Origin of the sequence: Pseudarthrobacter oxydans (genome assembly GCF_013314975.1) — a bacterium.
Classification (GTDB): domain Bacteria; phylum Actinomycetota; class Actinomycetes; order Actinomycetales; family Micrococcaceae; genus Arthrobacter; species Arthrobacter oxydans.
The window spans coordinates 26,432-45,309 of record NZ_JABTYH010000005.1; the positions used below are offsets into that span (position 1 = coordinate 26,432).

Genomic DNA, 18,878 nt, shown 5'->3' on the forward strand with positions numbered 1-18,878 from the left:
GCCGGCTTGGGAAAACGAGTACTTAAGCGGAAAGACGGGTGGGGGACTACGCGTGTGCTCCGCCCCTGCCTCCACCTACGGTTAGTCCAGGCAGCGGCCAGAGTGGGCCGCCCGAAGGTCTCAACAGGAGCTCGCATGCGCACTTCCCCGTCCACGTCTGTCCTCTCACGCCGGCTCGCGGCGGCCGTAGTCCTGCCGGGTCTGCTCACCAGCAGCCTTGTGCTCATCCCGCCGGCTGCCGCAGGTACCGGAGCCAACGCCGGGATCTGCAACGGGGTGGTAAACCAGTTGGCGCACCGCGGCACCGTCCAGGAGAACCTCCTGAAGGCAGCCGCGAAGAAGAATGCTGACGTCATCGCCAGGCTCCTGGCAGAGCGGGCACCGCTCCAGGAGGAGAAGGACAGGCTGAGCGCTGAGATCGCCGCCCTGGAGGGGGAGTCTGCCAGGCTGGCGGCGGAGGTAGTTACGCTCGAGGGGGCCGTGAAGGTGGCCGAGTCGGACATCACAAGGCTCACTGCCGCATATGAGGCCACGTCAGCGGCAGAAACCGCGACTGAAGCAACCCTCGCCAAGCTGCAGGAAGACAAGGCGAACCTCGTCGCCAAACTCACGCCGCTGCAGGAGGAAAAAGCTGCCGCAGAGGCGGCAGCCGAGGACCTCAGGGTCGAGGCCGCCGCCGTTGCACAAGACATCGCTGCCACCCAGGACAGCATTGACGCAGCGAAGACCGAGCTCATTGCGCTGGAGCAGGCGGCAGCCGGGGCCGCCGCCGCGCTCGCGGACAAAGAGGCCGGGATTGCAGTTGCCCAAGACCAGCTCACCGCCCTCGAAACGGCGGCCGCAGAAGCTGCAGACGACGTGGATGCCGCCCGGGAAGCCGTCGAAGCAGCGGAGGTGGAGCTCGACCGCCTCGAAGCGGCGGGTGTGACAGCCGGGGACGCCCTGCAGAAGCAGCAGGACCTCGTGGATGCTGAAAATCTTATCCTTGATGGGCTCCAAGACATCTCCGCGGGGGCAGCAGAGGCTGCCACGGCAAAGGCAACTGAGGTGGCCGCGGCCCAGGACCAGCTGGAGGTGCTCCAGACGGCGGCCGGCACAGCGGCCACGGCACTTTCCGCCAAGAACGCTGAAATTGCATCTGCGGAGGAGAGCCTCGAAGGCCTCCGGGCCGACGCGCTGATGGCAGCTGGGGCCGTGACGGCCAACATCGACGCCGCCGCCGTTGTCGCCGGGCAGATCACGACGATCACAGGGCAGATCACTGCCGCCAACGCTGCCATCGCTGCCAAGCAGGGCGAGCTGACCACGGCACGGAACCAACTGACTACTCTTCAAGCCAACAAAACGGCCCTCGAAGGGGAGATCGCGGTGCTGACAGCGAAGATTGAGAAGAACAATGGCGCTGCCAACGGCCTCATTACCCAGCGGAATGAGAAGCAAGCACTGCTCGCTGCCGTCGATACGCAGATTACCGACCAAAATGTGGTGATCTCGGCGCTCCAGGGTGACCTGGCGGCCCTGAACAACCAGGTCTCGGCTTTGAACACCCAGCTGCTGGCGAAGCAACAGGAAAGCAGCTCGCTGCAGCAGCAGGCGGCACCCCTGCAGGCGACACTCACCGCGGCGAATACAGCGGTTGCCTTGAAGGAGGCCGAGATTGCAGCCCTGAAGGCCGAACTCCCGGCACTTGGGGATGCCCTCACCGAGGCCAACAGTGCCGTGGCCGGCCAGCAGGCGGTCCTGGATGGGCTGCAGCAGGAACTGACGGCAGCCCGGGAGGCAGCTGCCGGGGCTGCGGCCGACGTCGCTGCCCAGGTGACATTTGTAGCCGGCCTTGAGGCGGAGTTGCCCGGGCTTACACAGGGTGTCGAAGATGCGCAGCAGGCTGTTACAGAGCAGCGGGCCGACCTGGAGCGGAAGAGGTCGACCCTGGAGAGCGCCCAGGCGGCGGAGGTGTTGGCCGCCGCCGCGGTGGAGGACAAGAAAGCTGAACTTTCCACCCTGCAGGGCCAGCTTCCCGCCCTGCAGGCCAACGTCGATGCAGCCAATGAGGCGGTTGCGGGAAAGACCAGCCAGATCGTCGCCCTCCACCTGATCATGGATGGTTTCGTCGCCCGGCTGGGCGTGCTGAACGCGGATATCAAGGCCACGGAGGCTGACATCGTTTCCCTCCAGACCAGGGTGGCGCCTCTCCTGGAGCAGCTCAACCAGCTGAATGATGAAATCAGCACTACCGAAGCAGCCCTCAAGGACCTGCAGTCCCAACTGACCGCCCTCGACGGAAAGTTGACCGCGGCCCAGGAGACGCTGCGGGCGCTGGAGGCCCAAAAGAAGCAGAACAAGGACGTGATCACTGCGCAGAAGTCGACGGTCACGGCCTTGACAGCCAAACTGGGCGAGGTCCAGCTGCAGATAAAGGCCATCGACGGGACCATCGCGCTCGGAGGCTGCGCCGTCTGACGGGACACCCAGAAGGGCCAGGTCATTCATGACCTGGCCCTTCTGGGTGTCAGCAGCGTGAAGCGGAATCAGCCCAGTGCCTTGATGACTTCCTTGGCGACGTCCTCGCTGGACTGCGGGTTCTGCCCGGTGATGAGGTTGCCGTCGCGGACCACGTTGGAGGTCCAGGCAGCGCCGTTCTCAATTACCGCGCCCTTCTCCTTCAGCGCGTCCTCCACCAGCCACGGCGTGTTCTCGCCCGTGCCGCCGCCCAGCTCTTCCTCGTTGGTGAAGACTGTGAGGCGGCGTCCGGCGAAAACGAACGTGCCGTCGTCGTCCGTTGCGCTGAGCAGCCCGGCGGGACCGTGGCAGAAGGGGGCGATGACCTTGCCGGCCTTGTCCGCCGCCGCCAGCAGACGGCCCAGGTCGGCGTCCTTGTACAGGTCGGCCATGGGGCCGTGCCCGCCAGGCATGATGATGGCGTCATAGGCGGAGGGGTCGACGCCGGCAAGCACCAGCGGGTTCGAGAGCTCGCCGTCGATGGACGCCAGGTAGTCCCGGAAGCCTTTCGCGCGGTCCTCGCCGCCTGCGGATTCCGCAGCCAGGCTGACCTGGTCCACCGTGGGTTTCGCCCCGGCGGGGGTGGCGATGTGGACCGTGTGTCCGGCGTCGAGCAGCGTCTGGTGCGCCACCACCAGCTCTTCGGCCCAGAAACCGGTGGGGTGTTCGCTGCCGTCCTTCATGGTGAGGGAATCGGCTGCGGATACAACCATCAGAATGTTTGCCATGGTGTTGCTCCTGTCGTTGGGGACTGTTTTGCCGTGCTGCTTCTCCACTGCGCCGCGGTTATCCGGCCGCTGCTTCAAGTTCAGCGTAGGTGTCCTCGTCCAGCGTGACACCGGCTGCGGCCAGGTTTTCTTCCAGGTGCTTCACGGACCCGGTGCCAGGGATGGGCATCATCACGGGGGCGCGGCGCAGCAGCCACGCCAGCGCCACCTGCGAGGTGGTGGCCCCAAGGCGCTTCGCGGCCTCATCCAGCGGCCCGCCCGGCTGGGCCAGCTCGCCCGCGGAGATCGGGGCCCACGGGATGAAGCCGATGCCGTTGTCCTCCGAGTAGCGCAGCACATCCTCGGAGCTGCGGTCCGTGAGGTTGTACCGGTTCTGGACCGTGGACACGGTGAAGTGCTTCCCGGCGGCCTCGAGTTCCGCAACGCTGACCTGCGAGAGGCCCAGCGCCCGGACCTTGCCCTCGTCCTGCAGTTCGCGGAGCACTCCGAACTGCTCCTCGGCGTCCACCTTGGGGTCAATCCGGTGCAGCTGCAGCAGGTCCAGGGTGTCCACCTTGAGCTTCCGCAGGCTGAGTTCCGTCTGCTGGCGCAGGTACTCCGGCCGGCCTACGGGAATCCACTGGTTGGGGCCGGTGCGTGTAAAGCCCACCTTCGTGGCGATCTTCAGCCCGTCCTTATAGGGGTGCAGCGCCTCCGCCAGGATCTCCTCACTGATGTTGGGGCCGTAGGAGTCGGCGGTGTCGATGAAGTCCACCCCGAGTTCGACGGCGCGGCGCACCACCTGGATCGCGGTGCTGCGGTCGGCGGGCTCACCCCACACACCGTCACCGACAATGCGCATGGCACCAAAGCCAAGCCGGTGCACGGTTCCCAGGTCTTTCAGGTCAATCGTTGCGGACAGTTCCAGCTGGTTCGACGTATTCAGGCTCATAGGGGCGGCAACATCATAAGTTTGCTGAGTATTCCTGGGCGGGCTGAAATAAGCCGGCCCCCGCCGTCGTTATGCATCAAGTGCCTGCCGCGATCCGGCGGGTACCAACCCACAGAACAGCTTTGAAAGGCCGGCACCCGACGTGACTCTTCCCCTCTCCATCCTTGACCTGGCAACCATCGGGAAGGGCCAGACGGCGGCGGAGAGCTTCGCGGGCAGCGTGGCCATGGCACAGAGCGCGGAAAAGCTTGGGTACCGCCGCGTCTGGTACGCCGAGCACCACAACATGTCCTCCATCGCCTCCTCCGCCACCAGCGTCCTCATAGCCCACGTGGCCGCCCACACCGAAAGCATCCGCCTGGGCGCCGGCGGCGTCATGCTGCCCAACCACTCACCGCTGACCATCGCCGAGCAGTTCGGCACGCTGGAGACCCTGCACCCGGGCCGCATCGACCTTGGCCTGGGCCGCGCGCCGGGAAGTGACCAGAACACCATGCGCGCGCTGCGGCGGGATCCCATGTCCGCCGACAGTTTCCCGCAGGACGTCCTGGAACTCCAGGGCTACCTCACCGGCCCCACCCGCATCCAGGGCGTGGAAGCCACTCCCGGCAAGGGCACGAACGTGCCGCTGTACATCCTGGGCTCGTCGCTGTTCGGCGCGCGCCTCGCCGCCCAGCTGGGGCTGCCGTACGCGTTCGCCTCGCACTTTGCCCCGAACGCCCTGCAGGACGCGGTGGCCCTCTACCGCCGCGAGTTCAAACCCTCGGCGCAGCTGGACGCCCCGCATGTCATCGCCGGTGTGAACGTCATTGCCGCCGATTCGGCTTCCGAGGCGCAGGCCATGATGCAGGCCACCAAGCGTGCCCGGGTGTCGCTGTTCTTCGGCGGCGGCCGCGAGTTCACGGACGACGAGGCGGACATGATCCTCGATTCGCCGCAGGGTCAGCACGTCTCCCAGATGATGACGTATTCCGCGGTGGGGACGCCCGACGTCGTCCTGGACTACCTGGACAGCTTCGGCAGGCACGCCGACGCCGACGAGCTCATCGTGGCGCACCAGAGCACCGGCACGGACGCCCGGCTGCGGTCCGTGGAGCTGCTTGCCGAAGCCGCCGGACTGGCCCGGGTCTGAGCCGGCAGTTAAAGCCCGCCGTGCGTGCAGCCGCAGGGACCGCAGACTTTTACACATACGCAATACAAGGGACTTTCGGGGGTAACGGCGGAGGCTGACCATGGGAGTGCCCCCTCCGGAGTTCCGGGAACCTTGGGGAGGGGCACCAACCGGTAGCCCGCAGGAGATCCAGCGGCTGTAGTCCCGGCCCGGTCCTGCCTCAAAGGGGTACATGGATGCCAACGCCGTTGAACCAAAGCGTCGCGGATTCCGCACTGCTCACCAGGTCCCTGCCGCTGGGCATGCTCCGGACGTTCGTCCAGTCCGACGCCGCCGACGAAGGGCTCACGCCTGCGCTGCTGGCGGAACTGAAGGTCCTGGCCCGGGTGCCCGGGCTCATTGTGGCCTGCAATTACGGCGGAACCCTGTGCGACGCCGAAGGCATCTCCACCGAGACGCTCCCGTTGGGGAGTGCCGCCATCGCGCTGCGTGCCCTGGCAGCACTCCCCAACACCCACGCCGCCGTCATTTCCGGGCGGTCGCTGCGTGACCTCGCCGCAGTATCGCGCCTGCCGGCGGAGGTGCACCTGGTGGGCTCGCACGGCGCCGAGTTCGACATGGGGTTCGCGCACCAGCAGACCCTCGCCACCGAGTCCGTCCTGCAGAAAGTCCACGCCGCCCTCAACGAGGCCGTGGGGTTCCAGAAGGGCATCTGGCTAGAGCGCAAACCCGTGGCCGTTTCGGTGCACACCCGGCCGGCAGCTCCGGACGTCGTGGCGGCGGTAACTGACACCGCGCGGGAGGTGGCCCGCGCCCACGGACTGCACTTTATTGTGGACGGCTCCGTGCTGGACCTGTCCGTGGTGGAGCCGTCCAAGGCGGAGGCCCTGGAGAGCCTGCGGTCCCGGCTGGGAGCCAGCGCGGCCATGTATGCGGGCGACGCTGAGAGCGATGAACTGGCCATGGCAACCCTGCGCGGGCCGGACATGGGATTGCGGGTGGGACCGGGGGAGACCTCCGCCTCCTACCGGCTCCGCGACCCGGAATCCTTCGCCCGGGTGCTGGCGATCCTGTTCGAACTGCGGCGTGCCTGGCTGTTCGGCGAGGATGCCGTAGGCCTGGAACGGCACAGCCTGATCGGCAACGGATCCTCAACGGCCCTGGTGACACCGGACGCGAAAATCTGCTGGATGAGCCACCCCCTGCCTGACTCCGGATCGCTGTTCGCGCACATCCTGGGCGGAGACGCCGCAGGCCATTTTTCGGTGGAACCGGTCAAGGCCTCCCAGGTGCTCGGGCAGCGCTACGTGGACAGCACCATGATCGTTGAAACCCGCTGGGCGGACGTTACGGTAACGGACTACCTTGAGCCGGCCCCCGAGGGGATCACCAGCCTGGTGCGGGTGCTCTCCGGCAATGGCGCCGCCAGGATCACCTTCGCCCCCCGGCCGGACTACGCCAACGCCCCGTTCAGCATGGAGGCCCGCGGCGAGGAACTGCACGTGGTGGGGACGTCGGAGCCGTTCATCCTGCTGGCGCCCGGCGTGACCTTCAGCATCACCTCGGACGGGCGCCACGCCACGGCCACCGCCGCCGTCAACCTGCAGGACGGCCCGGTGGTGCTGAACCTGCGCTGCGGAGACACGGAGCACCAGCCCGCGGTACCCGAAAGTGAGGCGGACCGGCGCTCCGCGGTGGCGCTGCATGCCCGGCAGTGGGTGCAGGGGCTCGTCCTGCCGGGCGTCAAACCATCCCTGGTCCGGCGGTCGGCCCTGGTCCTGCGTGCCCTGGTGCATGAACCCACGGGCGCGGTCCTGGCGGCACCCACAACCTCCCTGCCCGAAGGGATCGGCGGGACGAGGAACTGGGATTACCGGTACTGCTGGCTGCGGGACGGTTCCATGACCGTCAACGCGCTGGTGGACCTGGGCTCCACCCGGGAGGCCACGGGCTTCCTGTCCTGGCTGGGACGGATCCTGGAGCACGCCCCCGGGCCCGAGTGGCTGCACCCCCTGTATTCCGTGACGGGCGCACCCCTGTCCACGGAAGCCGTCATCGACAGCCTGCCCGGTTACGCCGGGTCCCGTCCCGTGAGGATCGGCAACGCCGCTGACCACCAGGTCCAGCTGGATGTCTTTGGCCCCATCGCCGAGCTGATCCTTGCCCTGAGTGAACGGGAGGGGACGCTCGCCGACGAACACTGGGAGCTGATGGTCCAGATGGCGTCAGCCGTCCTGGCCCGCTGGCACGAACCCGACCATGGAATCTGGGAGGCCCGCCGGGCACCGCGCCACCACATCTACACGAAGGTGATGTGCTGGGTGACCCTTGACCGCGCGCTCCGCACGGCGTCCCGCCACGGCCGCGTTCCCGAGCCATCCTGGGCGCCGGTGGCCGCCACCATCAGGGACGAAGTCCTGCGGGAGGGCTGGGACGAGTCCGCGAAGTCCTACACGGTGGCCTATGACAGCCCGGACCTGGATGCCGCCGTCCTGCACATCGGGCTCTCCGGCCTGCTGGACGTCACGGACCAACGGTTCCTGGATACCGTCACCGCCGTGGAGCGGGAACTCCGGGTGGGGCCCACCGTGTTCAGGTACAGGTACGACGACGGCCTGCCGGGGCTGGAGGGCGGCTTCCACATCTGCACCACCTGGCTGATCGAGGCGTACGTTGCCACGGGCCGGATCGAGGAAGCCTGGGACCTCTTCGACCAGCTGGTGAACCTTTTCGGGCCCACCGGGCTGCTGCCGGAGGAGTACGATCCCGGCACCGAAACCCACCTGGGGAACCACCCCCAGGCCTACTCCCACCTCGGCTTCATCCGCTGCGCCCGGATCCTGGACGAACACCAGGACAAACGGTAGCCGGCTCTCTTCCTGGGTACCTAGAGTGGAGGTGACACCACCCCGAAACGGAAACGAGACCCATGTCCGCCACCCGCGCCCAGGGAGTGGGCTTCCGTTCTGAACGGGGGCCCATCCTCATTGCCCTGATGCTCGCCACCGGGTTGGTGGCCATCGATTCCACCATCGTGGCCACGGCCGTTCCGTCGATTGTGCGGGACATCGGCGGGTTCGAGTCGTTTCCCTGGCTCTTTTCGGCGTACCTCCTGGCACAAGCCGTCTCCGTGCCCATCTACGGAAAACTCTCGGACATGGTGGGCCGCAAACCGATCATCCTTGCGGGCATCGGGCTGTTCCTCCTCGGATCGGTACTCTGCGGCATCGCCTGGAGCATGCCCGCCCTGATCGCCTTCCGTGCCCTGCAGGGACTCGGAGCCGGCGCAGTGCTGCCTGTCTCCATCACCATCGCAGGGGACATCTACTCGCTGGAGGAACGGGCCAAGGTCCAGGGCTACCTTGCGAGCGTGTGGGCGGTTTCCTCCGTGGTGGGACCAAGCCTGGGCGGCATATTTGCCGCAGTGGGCTTCTGGCGCGGAATCTTCCTGGTCAACATCCCGCTGTGCCTGCTGGCGGGATGGATGCTCGTCCGGACCCTGCACGAGAACGTGGAAAGGGCCAAACACCGCGTGGACTACGCCGGGGCAGCCCTGTTGGCTGCTTCGCTTGGCCTGCTCATCCTCGGAGCCCTTGAGGGCGGCCACGGCTGGGCCTGGAATTCACCGGTGAGTCTTGGCATCTTTGCCGTGGGCGGGATCCTGCTGGCCCTGTTCCTCGTGGTGGAACGGCGCGCGGCGGAACCGGTGCTGCCGTCTTGGGTGGTCTCGCGCAGGCTCCTTGGCACCACAGCCCTCGTGTCCTTCGGCGTAGGTGCCGTGATGATCGGACTGACGTCCTACGTGCCCACGTTCCTGGAAGGCGCGCTGGCCAGCTCGCCACTGGTCGCCGGGCTGGCCCTGGCGGCACTCACCCTGGGCTGGCCGATCAGCGCCTCGCAGGCAGGACGCTTCTACCTGCGGATCGGGTTCAAGGCCACAGCGCTCATCGGCATCTCCATCACCGTGGCAGGCCTCGCGGTCCTTGCATTCACCGCCGCTGCTCCCAGCGTGGCGCTGGTCGCCGCCAGCTGCTTCGTCGTCGGGCTCGGCCTGGGACTGGTGGCCACCCCCACGCTGATCGCCGCCCAGTCCAGCGTTTCCTGGAATGAGCGGGGCGTGGTCACCAGCACCAACATGTTCGCCCGGTCCATCGGGAGCGCACTGGGCGTGGCCGTCTTCGGTGCCGTGGCCAACGCCATCTATGGGGGAACGGCCGGAGGCGACAGCAACGGCCCTGCGGTGGTGGCCGCCTCCGGTGCGGTCTTCGTGGCCGCCCTGGCAGCCGGGGTCCTGACGGTGGCGGCAGTCCTGGCGATGCCTGCCGTCCGGGCGGCCACCAAGGACGCCGGCGGTGAAGGAAATGGGGGCAGCGGGGAGCCGGTCCTCACCGACGCGGAGGACAGCTCCCGATAACCGCCTTGGGCTTACGGCCAGCAGCCAGCAGCCAGCAGCCAGCAGCCAGTAGCCGACAGCCAGCGGCCAGTACCCGACAGTCAGCGGCCGGCAACTAGCAGCCGGCAATCAGCGGCCGGCCCGGAAGATCTCCGGAGCGGGCCGGGTGCCGGTGGCCAGGTCCGCAAGGATCCGGCCGATGACCGGGGTGAATTTGAACCCGTGGCCCGAGAAGCCGGCGCCGATCACCACGGGGCCGATCCGGTCCAGGACGAAGTCCTCGTCCGGGGTGGTGGTGTAGGTGCAGCTGACCGCCTCGAAGGAGTCCGCGTCCACCCCGGGCAGCCATGTCCGCGCGTACTCCTGCAGGGCGGCGAGCTGCACCGGCTCCGGAAGGAAGGACCGCCGGTCCGGATCCACCAAAGGGCCCACTCCGTGCCAGCCGGCCTTGATTCCCTCACCCGGGGTCTGCATCCCGTACACCGGGGAGTACCAGCTCCTGTACTCCGTCCCGGTGCCCGGGTAGTGGTTGAAGCCAGGCCACGCTGCTCCCGGGTCCGTAACCCGGAAGTGCGCCGGCTGCTCCTGGGTGACGCGCAGCTGCGGAATCCTCAGCCCGGAGCCGTTGGCCAACGCCCGGCCCAGGAGTTTTTCCGTCCAGCCGCCGGCAGTCACCACCACCTGCGCCGCGGTGAGCACCTCCGTTCCCGCAGCGGACTCCACAACCAGCCGGACGCCGTCGTCCATGACCTTGAAGTCCACCACCTTGGTGTGGTGCCGCATCTCGGCACCACGGGCCACGGCGAGCCGCTGCATGGCGGGGAGGGCGGCGTCAGGGTTGAGCTGGCCGCCGTCGGGCAGGTGGAGCACCTGCTGGTCGAAGCGGATGCCGCGCCAGCGTTCCGCCGCTTCTTCGGGGTGTAGGAATTCGGCGCGGATCCCGGCCTGCTCCAGGGCGGCTGCAACGTCGGCGAACAGCGGCTCCGGCCCGTGGTTGACCACCCCCGTGCGCGCCAGCAGCTGTTCGCCGCTTTCCTCCTCGAGCTCGTCCCAGAGGGCAAGCCCCTCGGCCAGCATGGCCACGTACTCGGGCCGGTGGTAGCCCGGGTTCAGGTTGCGGGTGGTGCCGTGGGAGGCCCCGATCCGGTGCCCGGGCCCGAACTGCTCCACTAGCGTCACCTGCCGGCCGCGGCGCGACAGCGCCCACGCGGCCGCCGAGCCCATCGCCCCGCCGCCGATCACCACGGTGTCCACAACAGTTTCCATCAGCCCTCCAGGGTCAGGTCAGCAGCAGCGCCACGCCGATCATGGCCGGCACTGCCACCACGGTGGTTATCAAAACGGTGTCCTTGGCCACGGTGAGGCCGGTCTTGTAGCGGCTGGCGGCCACGAAGACATTCTGAGCGGTTGGCAGCGCGGCGGTCACCACGACGGCGAACAGGAGGTGGCCCTCCAGGCCCAGCAGGAAGCGGGCAAAGAGATAGGCAAGCACCGGCTGGACGCCGAGTTTGAAGGCGCTGGCAAGGAGCGTGTCCACGCGGCGGCCCGCGGACGCCTGCAGCGGGCGGGTGCCGTTCAGGCTCATGCCGAACGCGATCAGCATGGCGGGAATCGCCGCGCCGCCGATCAGGTGGATCGGCTCCATGACCAGTTCCGGGACCTGCCAGCCGGTGCCTGCCACCAGCAGGCCCAGTGCCGAGCCGACGATCATGGGGTTCCGCACGATCATCACGAGGAAGGTCAGCGGCGTGGTGCGGTGGCTGCTGGTGCTCGAATCCAGGAGCATCAGGAACAGCGGCGTAAAGAAGGCAAGCTGGAAGATCAGGAGGGGCGCCACATAGCTGGCGTCACCCAGCACGTAAACCGCGATGGGAATGCCCAGGTTTGCCGAGTTGACCAGCGACGCCGCCATGGAGGACATCAGCGACTCGGGAAGCGAACGTTTGAGCCAGAACCTGGCAATGGCGAAGAAGATCATGGCCGTGGCCACGGCAGAGACCGCCGCCACCAGCAGCGGAGCAGCGAAGACTTCGGCGAGGCGCGCCTTGCTGAGGGTTTCGAAGAGCAGTGCAGGGCTGGCCACGAAAAACGTGAGGGAGCTCAGCACCTGCCGGGCGTTGTCACCCAGGATTTTCTGCCGGCCCACGAACCAGCCCACCAGGATGATGCACCACACCACGAAGAAGCCGGCCAGCACGCCTAGCATGGGACAGCCCGCAGGTCGCGGCGGAGCAGGGGACCGGGGCTCACGCTCCGGTTACAGTGCGGCGTTGTTAAGCGCGAAAGGGGGGCGCAGCAGGCCCGGGGTCAGACCCTCGGCGGGGTCGTTGCCCAGTTGGATCACGCGGTTGTTTTCGTCCACGTGGACCACCCTGGGCTCATAGCTCTTCGCTTCCTCGGTGGTCATCTGCGCGTAGGTAATCAGGATGACAATGTCGTTTTCCTGCATCAGGTGGGCCGCCGCCCCGTTGATGCCGATGACGCCGGAGCCGCGCTCGCCGGCAATGGTGTAGGTCTCCAGACGGGAGCCGTTGGTCACGTCCACGATGGACACCAGCTCACCCGGCAGGATGTCGGCGGCCTCAAGCAGGTCCAGGTCAACAGTGACCGAACCTACGTAGTGCAGGTCAGCGTGCGTGACGGTGGCCCGGTGGATTTTGGACTTGAACATTGTTCGATTCATAACGGCTTCAGTCTAGCGGCGGGGGCCCTGCCGCGCAGTGACGCAGGAAACACTTGCGCAGGGACGGTCCCGGCGCAGTGACGCGTCCGACGGCGGCCGGTCACCCGGCGACGTCAGCCGCCACTGCTCCTGCCGTGGCAGCAAGGGTTTCCCGGGCTGCCAGGATGGCCGGGCGCTTGGCGCTGGAACGGCGGACCGAGGTGAAGACGGTGCGCCGCGGTTTCCCCGGCAGGTCCAGGAGCCGGGCCGTGGTGTCCCTGCCGGTCCACACCAGGTCCGGCATCAGCGCCACGGCGTTGCCCGACTCGATCAGCCGGATCTGCGCCTGGAGGTCAGCGGTCTCATAGCGCACGTCGGGTTCGAATCCCGCACTCCGGCAGGCCTGCTCGGCCCAGTGCCTCGACGCGGCACCCCGCGGCTCCATCACCCAGGCGAGTTCCGCGGTGTCCTCGATCGAGGAGATGGCGGGGCCGCCGTCGGACGCCGGCGGGACGGCGAGCCGGATGGCATCGGTGGTCAGCCTGACCCTGTCCAGCTCGGGATAACGGGGGGCGGCGTGACCCGGATACTGCTCGGCAATGACAAGGTCAAAATCGCGGGCCCAGGTTTCGTGCAGGGCGGTCTCGGGCTCGCGCTGGATCATCTCGATCCGGACTTCGGGGTACGTGCGGGACATGCGCGTGAGCGTTTCCGGCATAAGGGCAAGGGCTGCCGACTGGAAAACGGCGATCCGGACGGTGCCGGTGACCGTGGTCAACGATGCGGCCAGGTCCGCCTCGGCCTGCTCCATGGTTTCCAGCAGGCTCGCGGTGTGCGCCACGAGGACTTCGGCCTGGGGCGTGAGCTGCACCCGTCGCCCCGTCTTGCGGAGCAGTTGGACCCCTACTTCCTTTTCCAGCAGGGCAAGCTGCTGCGAGACCGACGACGGGCTGTACTGCAGTGCCTCCGCCACCTCCGCGAGGGTCCCCCGGATGCTGAGTTCCCGGAGCAGGCGGAGCCGGCGCACATCAAGCATGGGGAAATCCTTACCTAAACTAACGAATATAGGTTAGAAGTAGTCACTTTATCTAACGCAAACCCGCTTGCATACTGTTGGGACCGAGTTACCCCCGTCACAAGCGATTCTTCTCGCGCCGTGACGGGGTCGCACCCCAAGCAGGAGTTCCTGATGAGCACTAGAGATATGACCCAGTCGATCATGCGGCGCAAGCCCATTGACGACATAGAAGAAGAGAACAAACACAGTGGCCTCTTTAAGTCACTCGGGCTTTGGCAGCTTACGGCGATCGGCGTAGGCGGCATCATCGGCGTCGGCATCTTCTCCCTCGCGGGACTGGTGGCCGCCGGCAGCGAGAGCACACCCGGGGTGGGGCCCGCGGTGCTGATCTCCTTCCTGGTGGCAGGCCTTGCGTCTGCCGCCGCTGCTCTGTCTTACGCGGAATTCGCGGGCATGATCCCCCGCGCCGGGTCCGCCTACACCTACGGATACGTGGCGCTGGGCGAGATCATCGGCTGGTTCATCGGCTGGGACCTCCTGCTGGAGTACATCGCCATCGTGGCGGTGGTTGCCATCGGCATCTCCGGCTACTTCGACGCCTTCCTCTCGGGAATCGGCATCAACATGCCCATCTGGATGACCTCCACCGCTGACGAGGGCCGCGGCGGCATCGTCAACATTCCGGCCATCGTGGTCTGCCTGATCGTGACCTGGATCCTGTCCCGCGGCACCAAGGCCTTCGGCCGGTTTGAACTCGTGGCCGTTGCCATCAAGGTCATCCTGATCCTTTTCATCATCGGACTGGGCGTCTTCTACATCGACACCAACAACTACAACCCGTTCATGCCCAGCGGCTTCGGCCCCGTCCTGGCCGGCGCGGCCACGGTCTTCTTCGCCGTCTTCGGCTACGACGCCATGAGCACCGCGGCGGAAGAGGCCAAGGACGGCAAGAAGCACATGCCCAAGGCCATCATCCTGTCGCTGATCATTGCGATGCTGCTCTACGTGGCAGCCACCCTGGTGCTTACCGGCATGCAGAACTACAAGGACATTGACCCCACGGCCGGTTTTGCCTCGGCCTTCACGGGTGTTGGCCTGCCGGTGATCGCCACCATCATCTCGGTGTTCGCCGTCCTGTCCATCCTCACCGTGATGCTGACCTTCCTCCTGGGTGTTACCCGCGTCTGGTTCTCCATGAGCCGCGATGGCCTGCTGCCCGGCTGGTTCTCCAAGACAGACCGCCACGGCACCCCGCAGCGCGTCACGTGGATTGCCGGCGTCGCCTCCGCACTGCTGGCCGGCGTGTTCCCTATCAAGGCCGTTGCCGACCTGACCAATATCGGCATCCTGGCCGCGTTCGTCGTCGTCTGCTTCTCGGTGATCGTGTTCCGCTACAAGAAGCCGGACGCGCCCCGGACCTTCCGCCTGCCGTTCATGCCGTTCATCCCGGCCTTCGGCGTGCTGGCCTCCGCGTTCCTGATGTTCCAGCTGCACTGGGAGACCTGGGCTCGTTTCGGCGTCTGGCTCCTTGTTGGCCTGGCGATCTACTTCTTCTACGGCAAGAAGCACTCGCTCATGAACCCCAACAGCCCCCGGCACCAGGAGATTGTGGAGATGCACCGCCCCGTCGGCTGACCCGCCCAGGGGACGCTCTCTCACTTAATGCCGCTTAAACACGGACGCTCTATCACCCTCCTGTGGGGGGTGATAGAGCGTTTCCGTTTTTCCCGCATTAAGTGAGAGAGGGTGGCCGTATTTGTTGCATCAAGTGAGAGAGCGTCGCTGGGGGAGGGGGAGTTCGGGCGGGGCTTAATTCTTCATCTTTTCTAACCTGTATTGCTTAGAAAAGATCGCTTTATCTTATGTGACTGGAAGCTCATACTGGTGGATAAGACCTCCTTGAACCCCAGGAAAGAACGAGAACAGCCATGACCCACATTGCAATGGAACCGGCAGCCGCCACCGGAACTGCGCCCCGGACTGTCGACGTCGACGTGCCCCAGGCCAAGGCATTGGCCACCGAAGCAGTGGCACTGGTCCGCCACTGGCTGACCGAGGCAGCCAAGGTTCCCGTGGATGCTTCCGCCCAGCAGCTCGCCGGCGTCCTGAAGGACCCCAACGGCCTGGAATTCACCGTTGGCTTCGTGGACGGCGTGGTCCGCCCCGAGGACCTCAACGTCGCCGCACGCAACCTCGCCGCGCTGGCCCCCAAAGTCCCCGCCTTCCTGCCCTGGTACATGCGGAGCGCCGTGGCACTTGGCGGAACCATGGCCCCGATCCTGCCGCAGGTTGTCATCCCCGTCGCGCGCAAGGTCCTGCGCGAAATGGTGGGCCACCTGATTGTTGACGCCACCGACGCCAAGCTGGGACCCGCCATCGCGAAGATCCGCAAGGACGGCATCAAGCTGAACGTCAACCTCCTGGGCGAAGCCGTCCTGGGCGAGCACGAGGCCTCCCGCCGGCTCGAGGGCACGCACACGCTGCTGGCGCGCCCCGACGTCGACTACGTCTCCATCAAGGTCTCCTCCACGGTGGCCCCGCACTCGCCGTGGGCCTTCGACGAGGCCGTTGCGCACGTCGTCGAGAAGCTCACCCCGCTGTTCGAGCGCGCAGCGTCATTTCCCAAGGCCAAGTTCATCAACCTGGACATGGAGGAGTACAAGGACCTGGACATGACCATCGCGGTCTTCACCAGGATCCTGGACAAGCCCCAGTTCAAGAGCCTCGAGGCCGGCATCGTGCTCCAGGCCTACCTCCCGGACGCACTTTCCGCCATGATCCGCCTGCAGGACTGGGCCGCTGAGCGCCGCGCCAACGGCGGCGCCGCCATCAAGGTCCGCGTGGTGAAGGGCGCCAACCTGCCCATGGAGCAGGTGGAAGCCTCGCTGCACGACTGGCCGCTGGCAACGTGGGGAACCAAGCAGGACTCGGACACCAGCTACAAGAGCGTCATCAACTACTCGCTGCACCCGGAGCGGATCAAGAACATCCGGATCGGCGTTGCCGGCCACAACCTGTTCGACATCGCGTTCGCGTGGCTGCTGGCCAAAAAGCGCGGCATCGCGGACACCGCACGGCAGAGCATCGAGTTTGAGATGCTGCTCGGCATGGCACAGGGCCAGGCCGAAGCCGTCAAGAAGGACGTCGGCTCGCTCCTGCTCTACACACCGGTGGTGCACCCGGCCGAGTTCGACGTCGCCATCGCCTACCTGATCCGCCGCCTCGAAGAAGGGGCAAGCCAGGACAACTTCATGTCCGCCGTGTTCGAGCTGGACAAGAACGAAGCCCTGTTCGAGCGGGAAAAGCAGCGCTTCCTCTCCTCCCTTGAAGCCCTGGACAACAGCGTGCCGCCCGCCAACCGGCAGCAGAACCGCAACCTTCCGCCGCAGCCCCTGCCGCACGATTCGTTCAAGGACACCCCGGACACCGATCCCTCGCTGCCGGCCAACCGCGACTGGGGCCGTGCCATCCTGGAACGCGTCCCGTCCTCCACACTCGGCAACGCCGCCGTGGAAGCCGCCTTCATCAACGACGAAGCAACCCTGAACGACGCCATTACCACCGCCGTCGACAAGGGCAGGGCCTGGGGCGCGCTCTCAGGCGCCGAGCGCGCCGAGATCCTGCACCGCGCCGGCGACATCCTCGAAGCCCGCCGCGCCGACCTGCTCGAGGTCATGGCCAGCGAAACCGGCAAGACCATCGACCAGGGCGACCCGGAGGTCAGCGAAGCGGTGGACTTTGCCCACTACTACGCCGAGTCCGCGCGGAAGCTGGACAAGGTCGACGGCGCCACGTTCGTCCCGGCCAAGCTCACCGTGGTCACACCGCCGTGGAACTTCCCGGTCGCCATCCCCGCAGGGTCCACCCTCGCGGCACTCGCCGCCGGCTCCGCCGTCGTGATTAAGCCCGCCAAGCAGGCCGCCCGCAGCGGTGCCGTGATGGTGGAAGCCCTGTGGGAGGCCGGCGTTCCGCGCGATGTGCTGACCATGGTGCAGCTGGGCGAGCGGGAACTCGGCAGGCAGCTGATCTCCCACCCGGCCGTCGACCGCGTGATCCTCACCGGCGGCTACGAGACCGCCGAACTGTTCCGGTCCTTCCGCCAGGACCTGCCGCTGCTGGCCGAGACCAGCGGCAAGAACGCCATCATCGTCACCCCCAGCGCGGACCTGGACCTGGCAGCCAAGGACGTGGCGTACTCCGCGTTCGGCCACGCCGGCCAGAAGTGCTCGGCCGCGTCACTGGTGATCCTGGTGGGTTCGGTGGCCAAGTCCAGGCGCTTCCACAACCAGCTGATCGATGCCGTCACCTCCCTGAAGGTGGGCTACCCGGAGGACCCCACCAGCCAGATGGGCCCGATCATCGAGCCCGCCAACGGCAAGCTCCTCAACGCCCTCACCACCCTGGGCGACGGAGAAAACTGGGCCGTTGAGCCCAGGAAGCTGGACGGCACCGGCCGGCTCTGGAGCCCGGGCGTGCGCTACGGCGTCAAGCGCGGCTCCTACTTCCACCTCACTGAATTCTTCGGCCCCGTCCTGGGCGTGATGACCGCCGAGACCCTGGAAGAGGCCATCGACCTCCAGAACCAGATCGAGTACGGCCTCACCGCCGGGCTGCACTCCCTGAACTCCGAGGAACTGGGAATCTGGCTGGACAGCATCCAGGCCGGAAACCTCTACGTGAACCGCGGCATCACGGGCGCGATTGTGCAGCGCCAGCCGTTCGGCGGCTGGAAGAAGTCCGCAGTGGGTGCAGGCACCAAGGCCGGTGGACCCAACTACCTGGCAGGCCTGGGTGACTGGGCCCCTGCCACAAGCACCGCGGATGCCGACATCACCCACCCGGGCGTGCGCCGCATCCTTGACGCGGCCGGGTCCGCCCTGGACCCGGCCGGCTTCGAGTCCGTCCAGCGTGCGCTGGCCTCCGATGCGCAGGCCTGGGCAGAGGAGTTTGGTACCGCCAAGGACGTCTCCGGACTCAGCGCGGAACGCAACATCTTCCGCTACCGCAGCCTTCCCGTGACGGTGCGCCTGTCCGAGGGTGCGCCGCTGGCGGACCTGGTCCGGACCGTGGCGGCCGGCGTACTGGCGGGCTCGGAGCTGACCGTTTCCAGCGCCGTCGAGCTTCCCGCCCAGCTGCACCCGGTGCTGCTGGCCCTGGACATCGAGGTGACGGTGGAGTCCGACGCCGACTGGCTGGCTTCCGCGGGCAGGCTCGCCGCGGCGGGCAAGCTGTCCAATGGCCGCGTCCGCCTGATTGGCGGCACCGCGACGGCCCTGGCGAAGGCCACGGGGGGACGTCCCGACCTGGCAATCTACGCGCACCCGGTGACCGAAGCGGGCCGCGTTGAGCTGCTGCCCTTCGTGCACGAACAGGCCGTCAGCATCACGGCGCACCGCTTCGGCACCCCGAACCACCTCTCGGACGCCCTGATCTAGCAGCCCAGGCCCGCGGAGTTTCCGCGCACACTGCAGGATTACCGCACATACAGAAGGCCGGGCGGCCACCTTTCACGGTGACCGCCCGGCCTTCTGCAGTG

The 18,878-nt window shown here is 66.9% G+C and carries 12 protein-coding genes; 6 read left to right on the forward strand and 6 right to left on the reverse strand.

Annotated features, from left to right (window positions below):
- Positions 1–135: 135 nt before the first annotated feature.
- The gene (locus tag HTS88_RS04960) at positions 136–2,460 is read left to right on the forward strand and encodes a coiled-coil domain-containing protein (protein WP_174176095.1); all 2,325 of its coding nucleotides are present in this window, start codon (positions 136–138) and stop codon (positions 2,458–2,460) included.
- 68 nt (positions 2,461–2,528) lie between these two features.
- Here the strand turns inward: HTS88_RS04960 and HTS88_RS04965 are convergent, their stop codons facing one another.
- The gene (locus HTS88_RS04965) at positions 2,529–3,227 is read right to left on the reverse strand and encodes a type 1 glutamine amidotransferase domain-containing protein (RefSeq protein ID WP_174176097.1); all 699 of its coding nucleotides are present in this window, start codon (positions 3,225–3,227) and stop codon (positions 2,529–2,531) included.
- Positions 3,228–3,285: 58 nt separating this feature from the next.
- Positions 3,286–4,158: an aldo/keto reductase gene (locus tag HTS88_RS04970; protein WP_174176099.1), complete on the reverse strand. Its 873-nt coding sequence runs from the start codon at positions 4,156–4,158 to the stop codon at positions 3,286–3,288.
- Between the two features lie 142 nt (positions 4,159–4,300).
- On the opposite strand from HTS88_RS04970, the gene HTS88_RS04975 reads away from it, so the two are divergent.
- The 3 genes from HTS88_RS04975 to HTS88_RS04985 all read left to right on the forward strand — a co-directional run bounded on the left by HTS88_RS04975 (position 4,301) and on the right by HTS88_RS04985 (position 9,683).
- The gene (locus HTS88_RS04975; protein ID WP_174176101.1) at positions 4,301–5,290 is read left to right on the forward strand and encodes an LLM class flavin-dependent oxidoreductase; all 990 of its coding nucleotides are present in this window, start codon (positions 4,301–4,303) and stop codon (positions 5,288–5,290) included.
- A 215-nt stretch (positions 5,291–5,505) separates the two neighbouring features.
- Positions 5,506–8,136: a trehalase-like domain-containing protein gene (locus HTS88_RS04980; RefSeq protein WP_174176103.1), complete on the forward strand. Its 2,631-nt coding sequence runs from the start codon at positions 5,506–5,508 to the stop codon at positions 8,134–8,136.
- 62 nt (positions 8,137–8,198) lie between these two features.
- Positions 8,199–9,683, forward strand: a complete 1,485-nt coding sequence (locus tag HTS88_RS04985) for an MFS transporter (protein WP_174176105.1) — start codon at positions 8,199–8,201, stop codon at positions 9,681–9,683.
- 108 nt (positions 9,684–9,791) lie between these two features.
- Here HTS88_RS04985 and HTS88_RS04990 read toward each other — a convergent pair whose 3' ends face one another.
- The 4 genes from HTS88_RS04990 to HTS88_RS05005 all read right to left on the reverse strand — a co-directional run bounded on the left by HTS88_RS04990 (position 9,792) and on the right by HTS88_RS05005 (position 13,360).
- Positions 9,792–10,928, reverse strand: coding sequence for an FAD-dependent oxidoreductase (locus HTS88_RS04990; RefSeq protein WP_174176107.1), 1,137 nt, complete (start codon positions 10,926–10,928; stop codon positions 9,792–9,794).
- 13 nt (positions 10,929–10,941) lie between these two features.
- Positions 10,942–11,868: an AEC family transporter gene (locus tag HTS88_RS04995; protein WP_174176109.1), complete on the reverse strand. Its 927-nt coding sequence runs from the start codon at positions 11,866–11,868 to the stop codon at positions 10,942–10,944.
- Between the two features lie 51 nt (positions 11,869–11,919).
- Entirely contained in the window at positions 11,920–12,345 is a 426-nt protein-coding gene (panD, locus tag HTS88_RS05000; protein WP_172801470.1) for an aspartate 1-decarboxylase, read from the reverse strand.
- Between the two features lie 100 nt (positions 12,346–12,445).
- The gene (locus HTS88_RS05005) at positions 12,446–13,360 is read right to left on the reverse strand and encodes a LysR substrate-binding domain-containing protein (protein WP_174176111.1); all 915 of its coding nucleotides are present in this window, start codon (positions 13,358–13,360) and stop codon (positions 12,446–12,448) included.
- Positions 13,361–13,513: 153 nt separating this feature from the next.
- Between HTS88_RS05005 and HTS88_RS05010 the strand changes: the two genes are divergently transcribed.
- Positions 13,514–14,977: an amino acid permease gene (locus HTS88_RS05010; protein WP_174176113.1), complete on the forward strand. Its 1,464-nt coding sequence runs from the start codon at positions 13,514–13,516 to the stop codon at positions 14,975–14,977.
- A gap of 293 nt (positions 14,978–15,270) precedes the next feature.
- Positions 15,271–18,777 carry a bifunctional proline dehydrogenase/L-glutamate gamma-semialdehyde dehydrogenase gene (locus HTS88_RS05015; RefSeq protein WP_174176114.1) on the forward strand — a complete coding sequence of 1,169 codons (3,507 nt, stop codon included), beginning with the start codon at positions 15,271–15,273 and terminating at the stop codon, positions 18,775–18,777.
- The last annotated feature ends 101 nt before the right edge of the window (positions 18,778–18,878 follow it).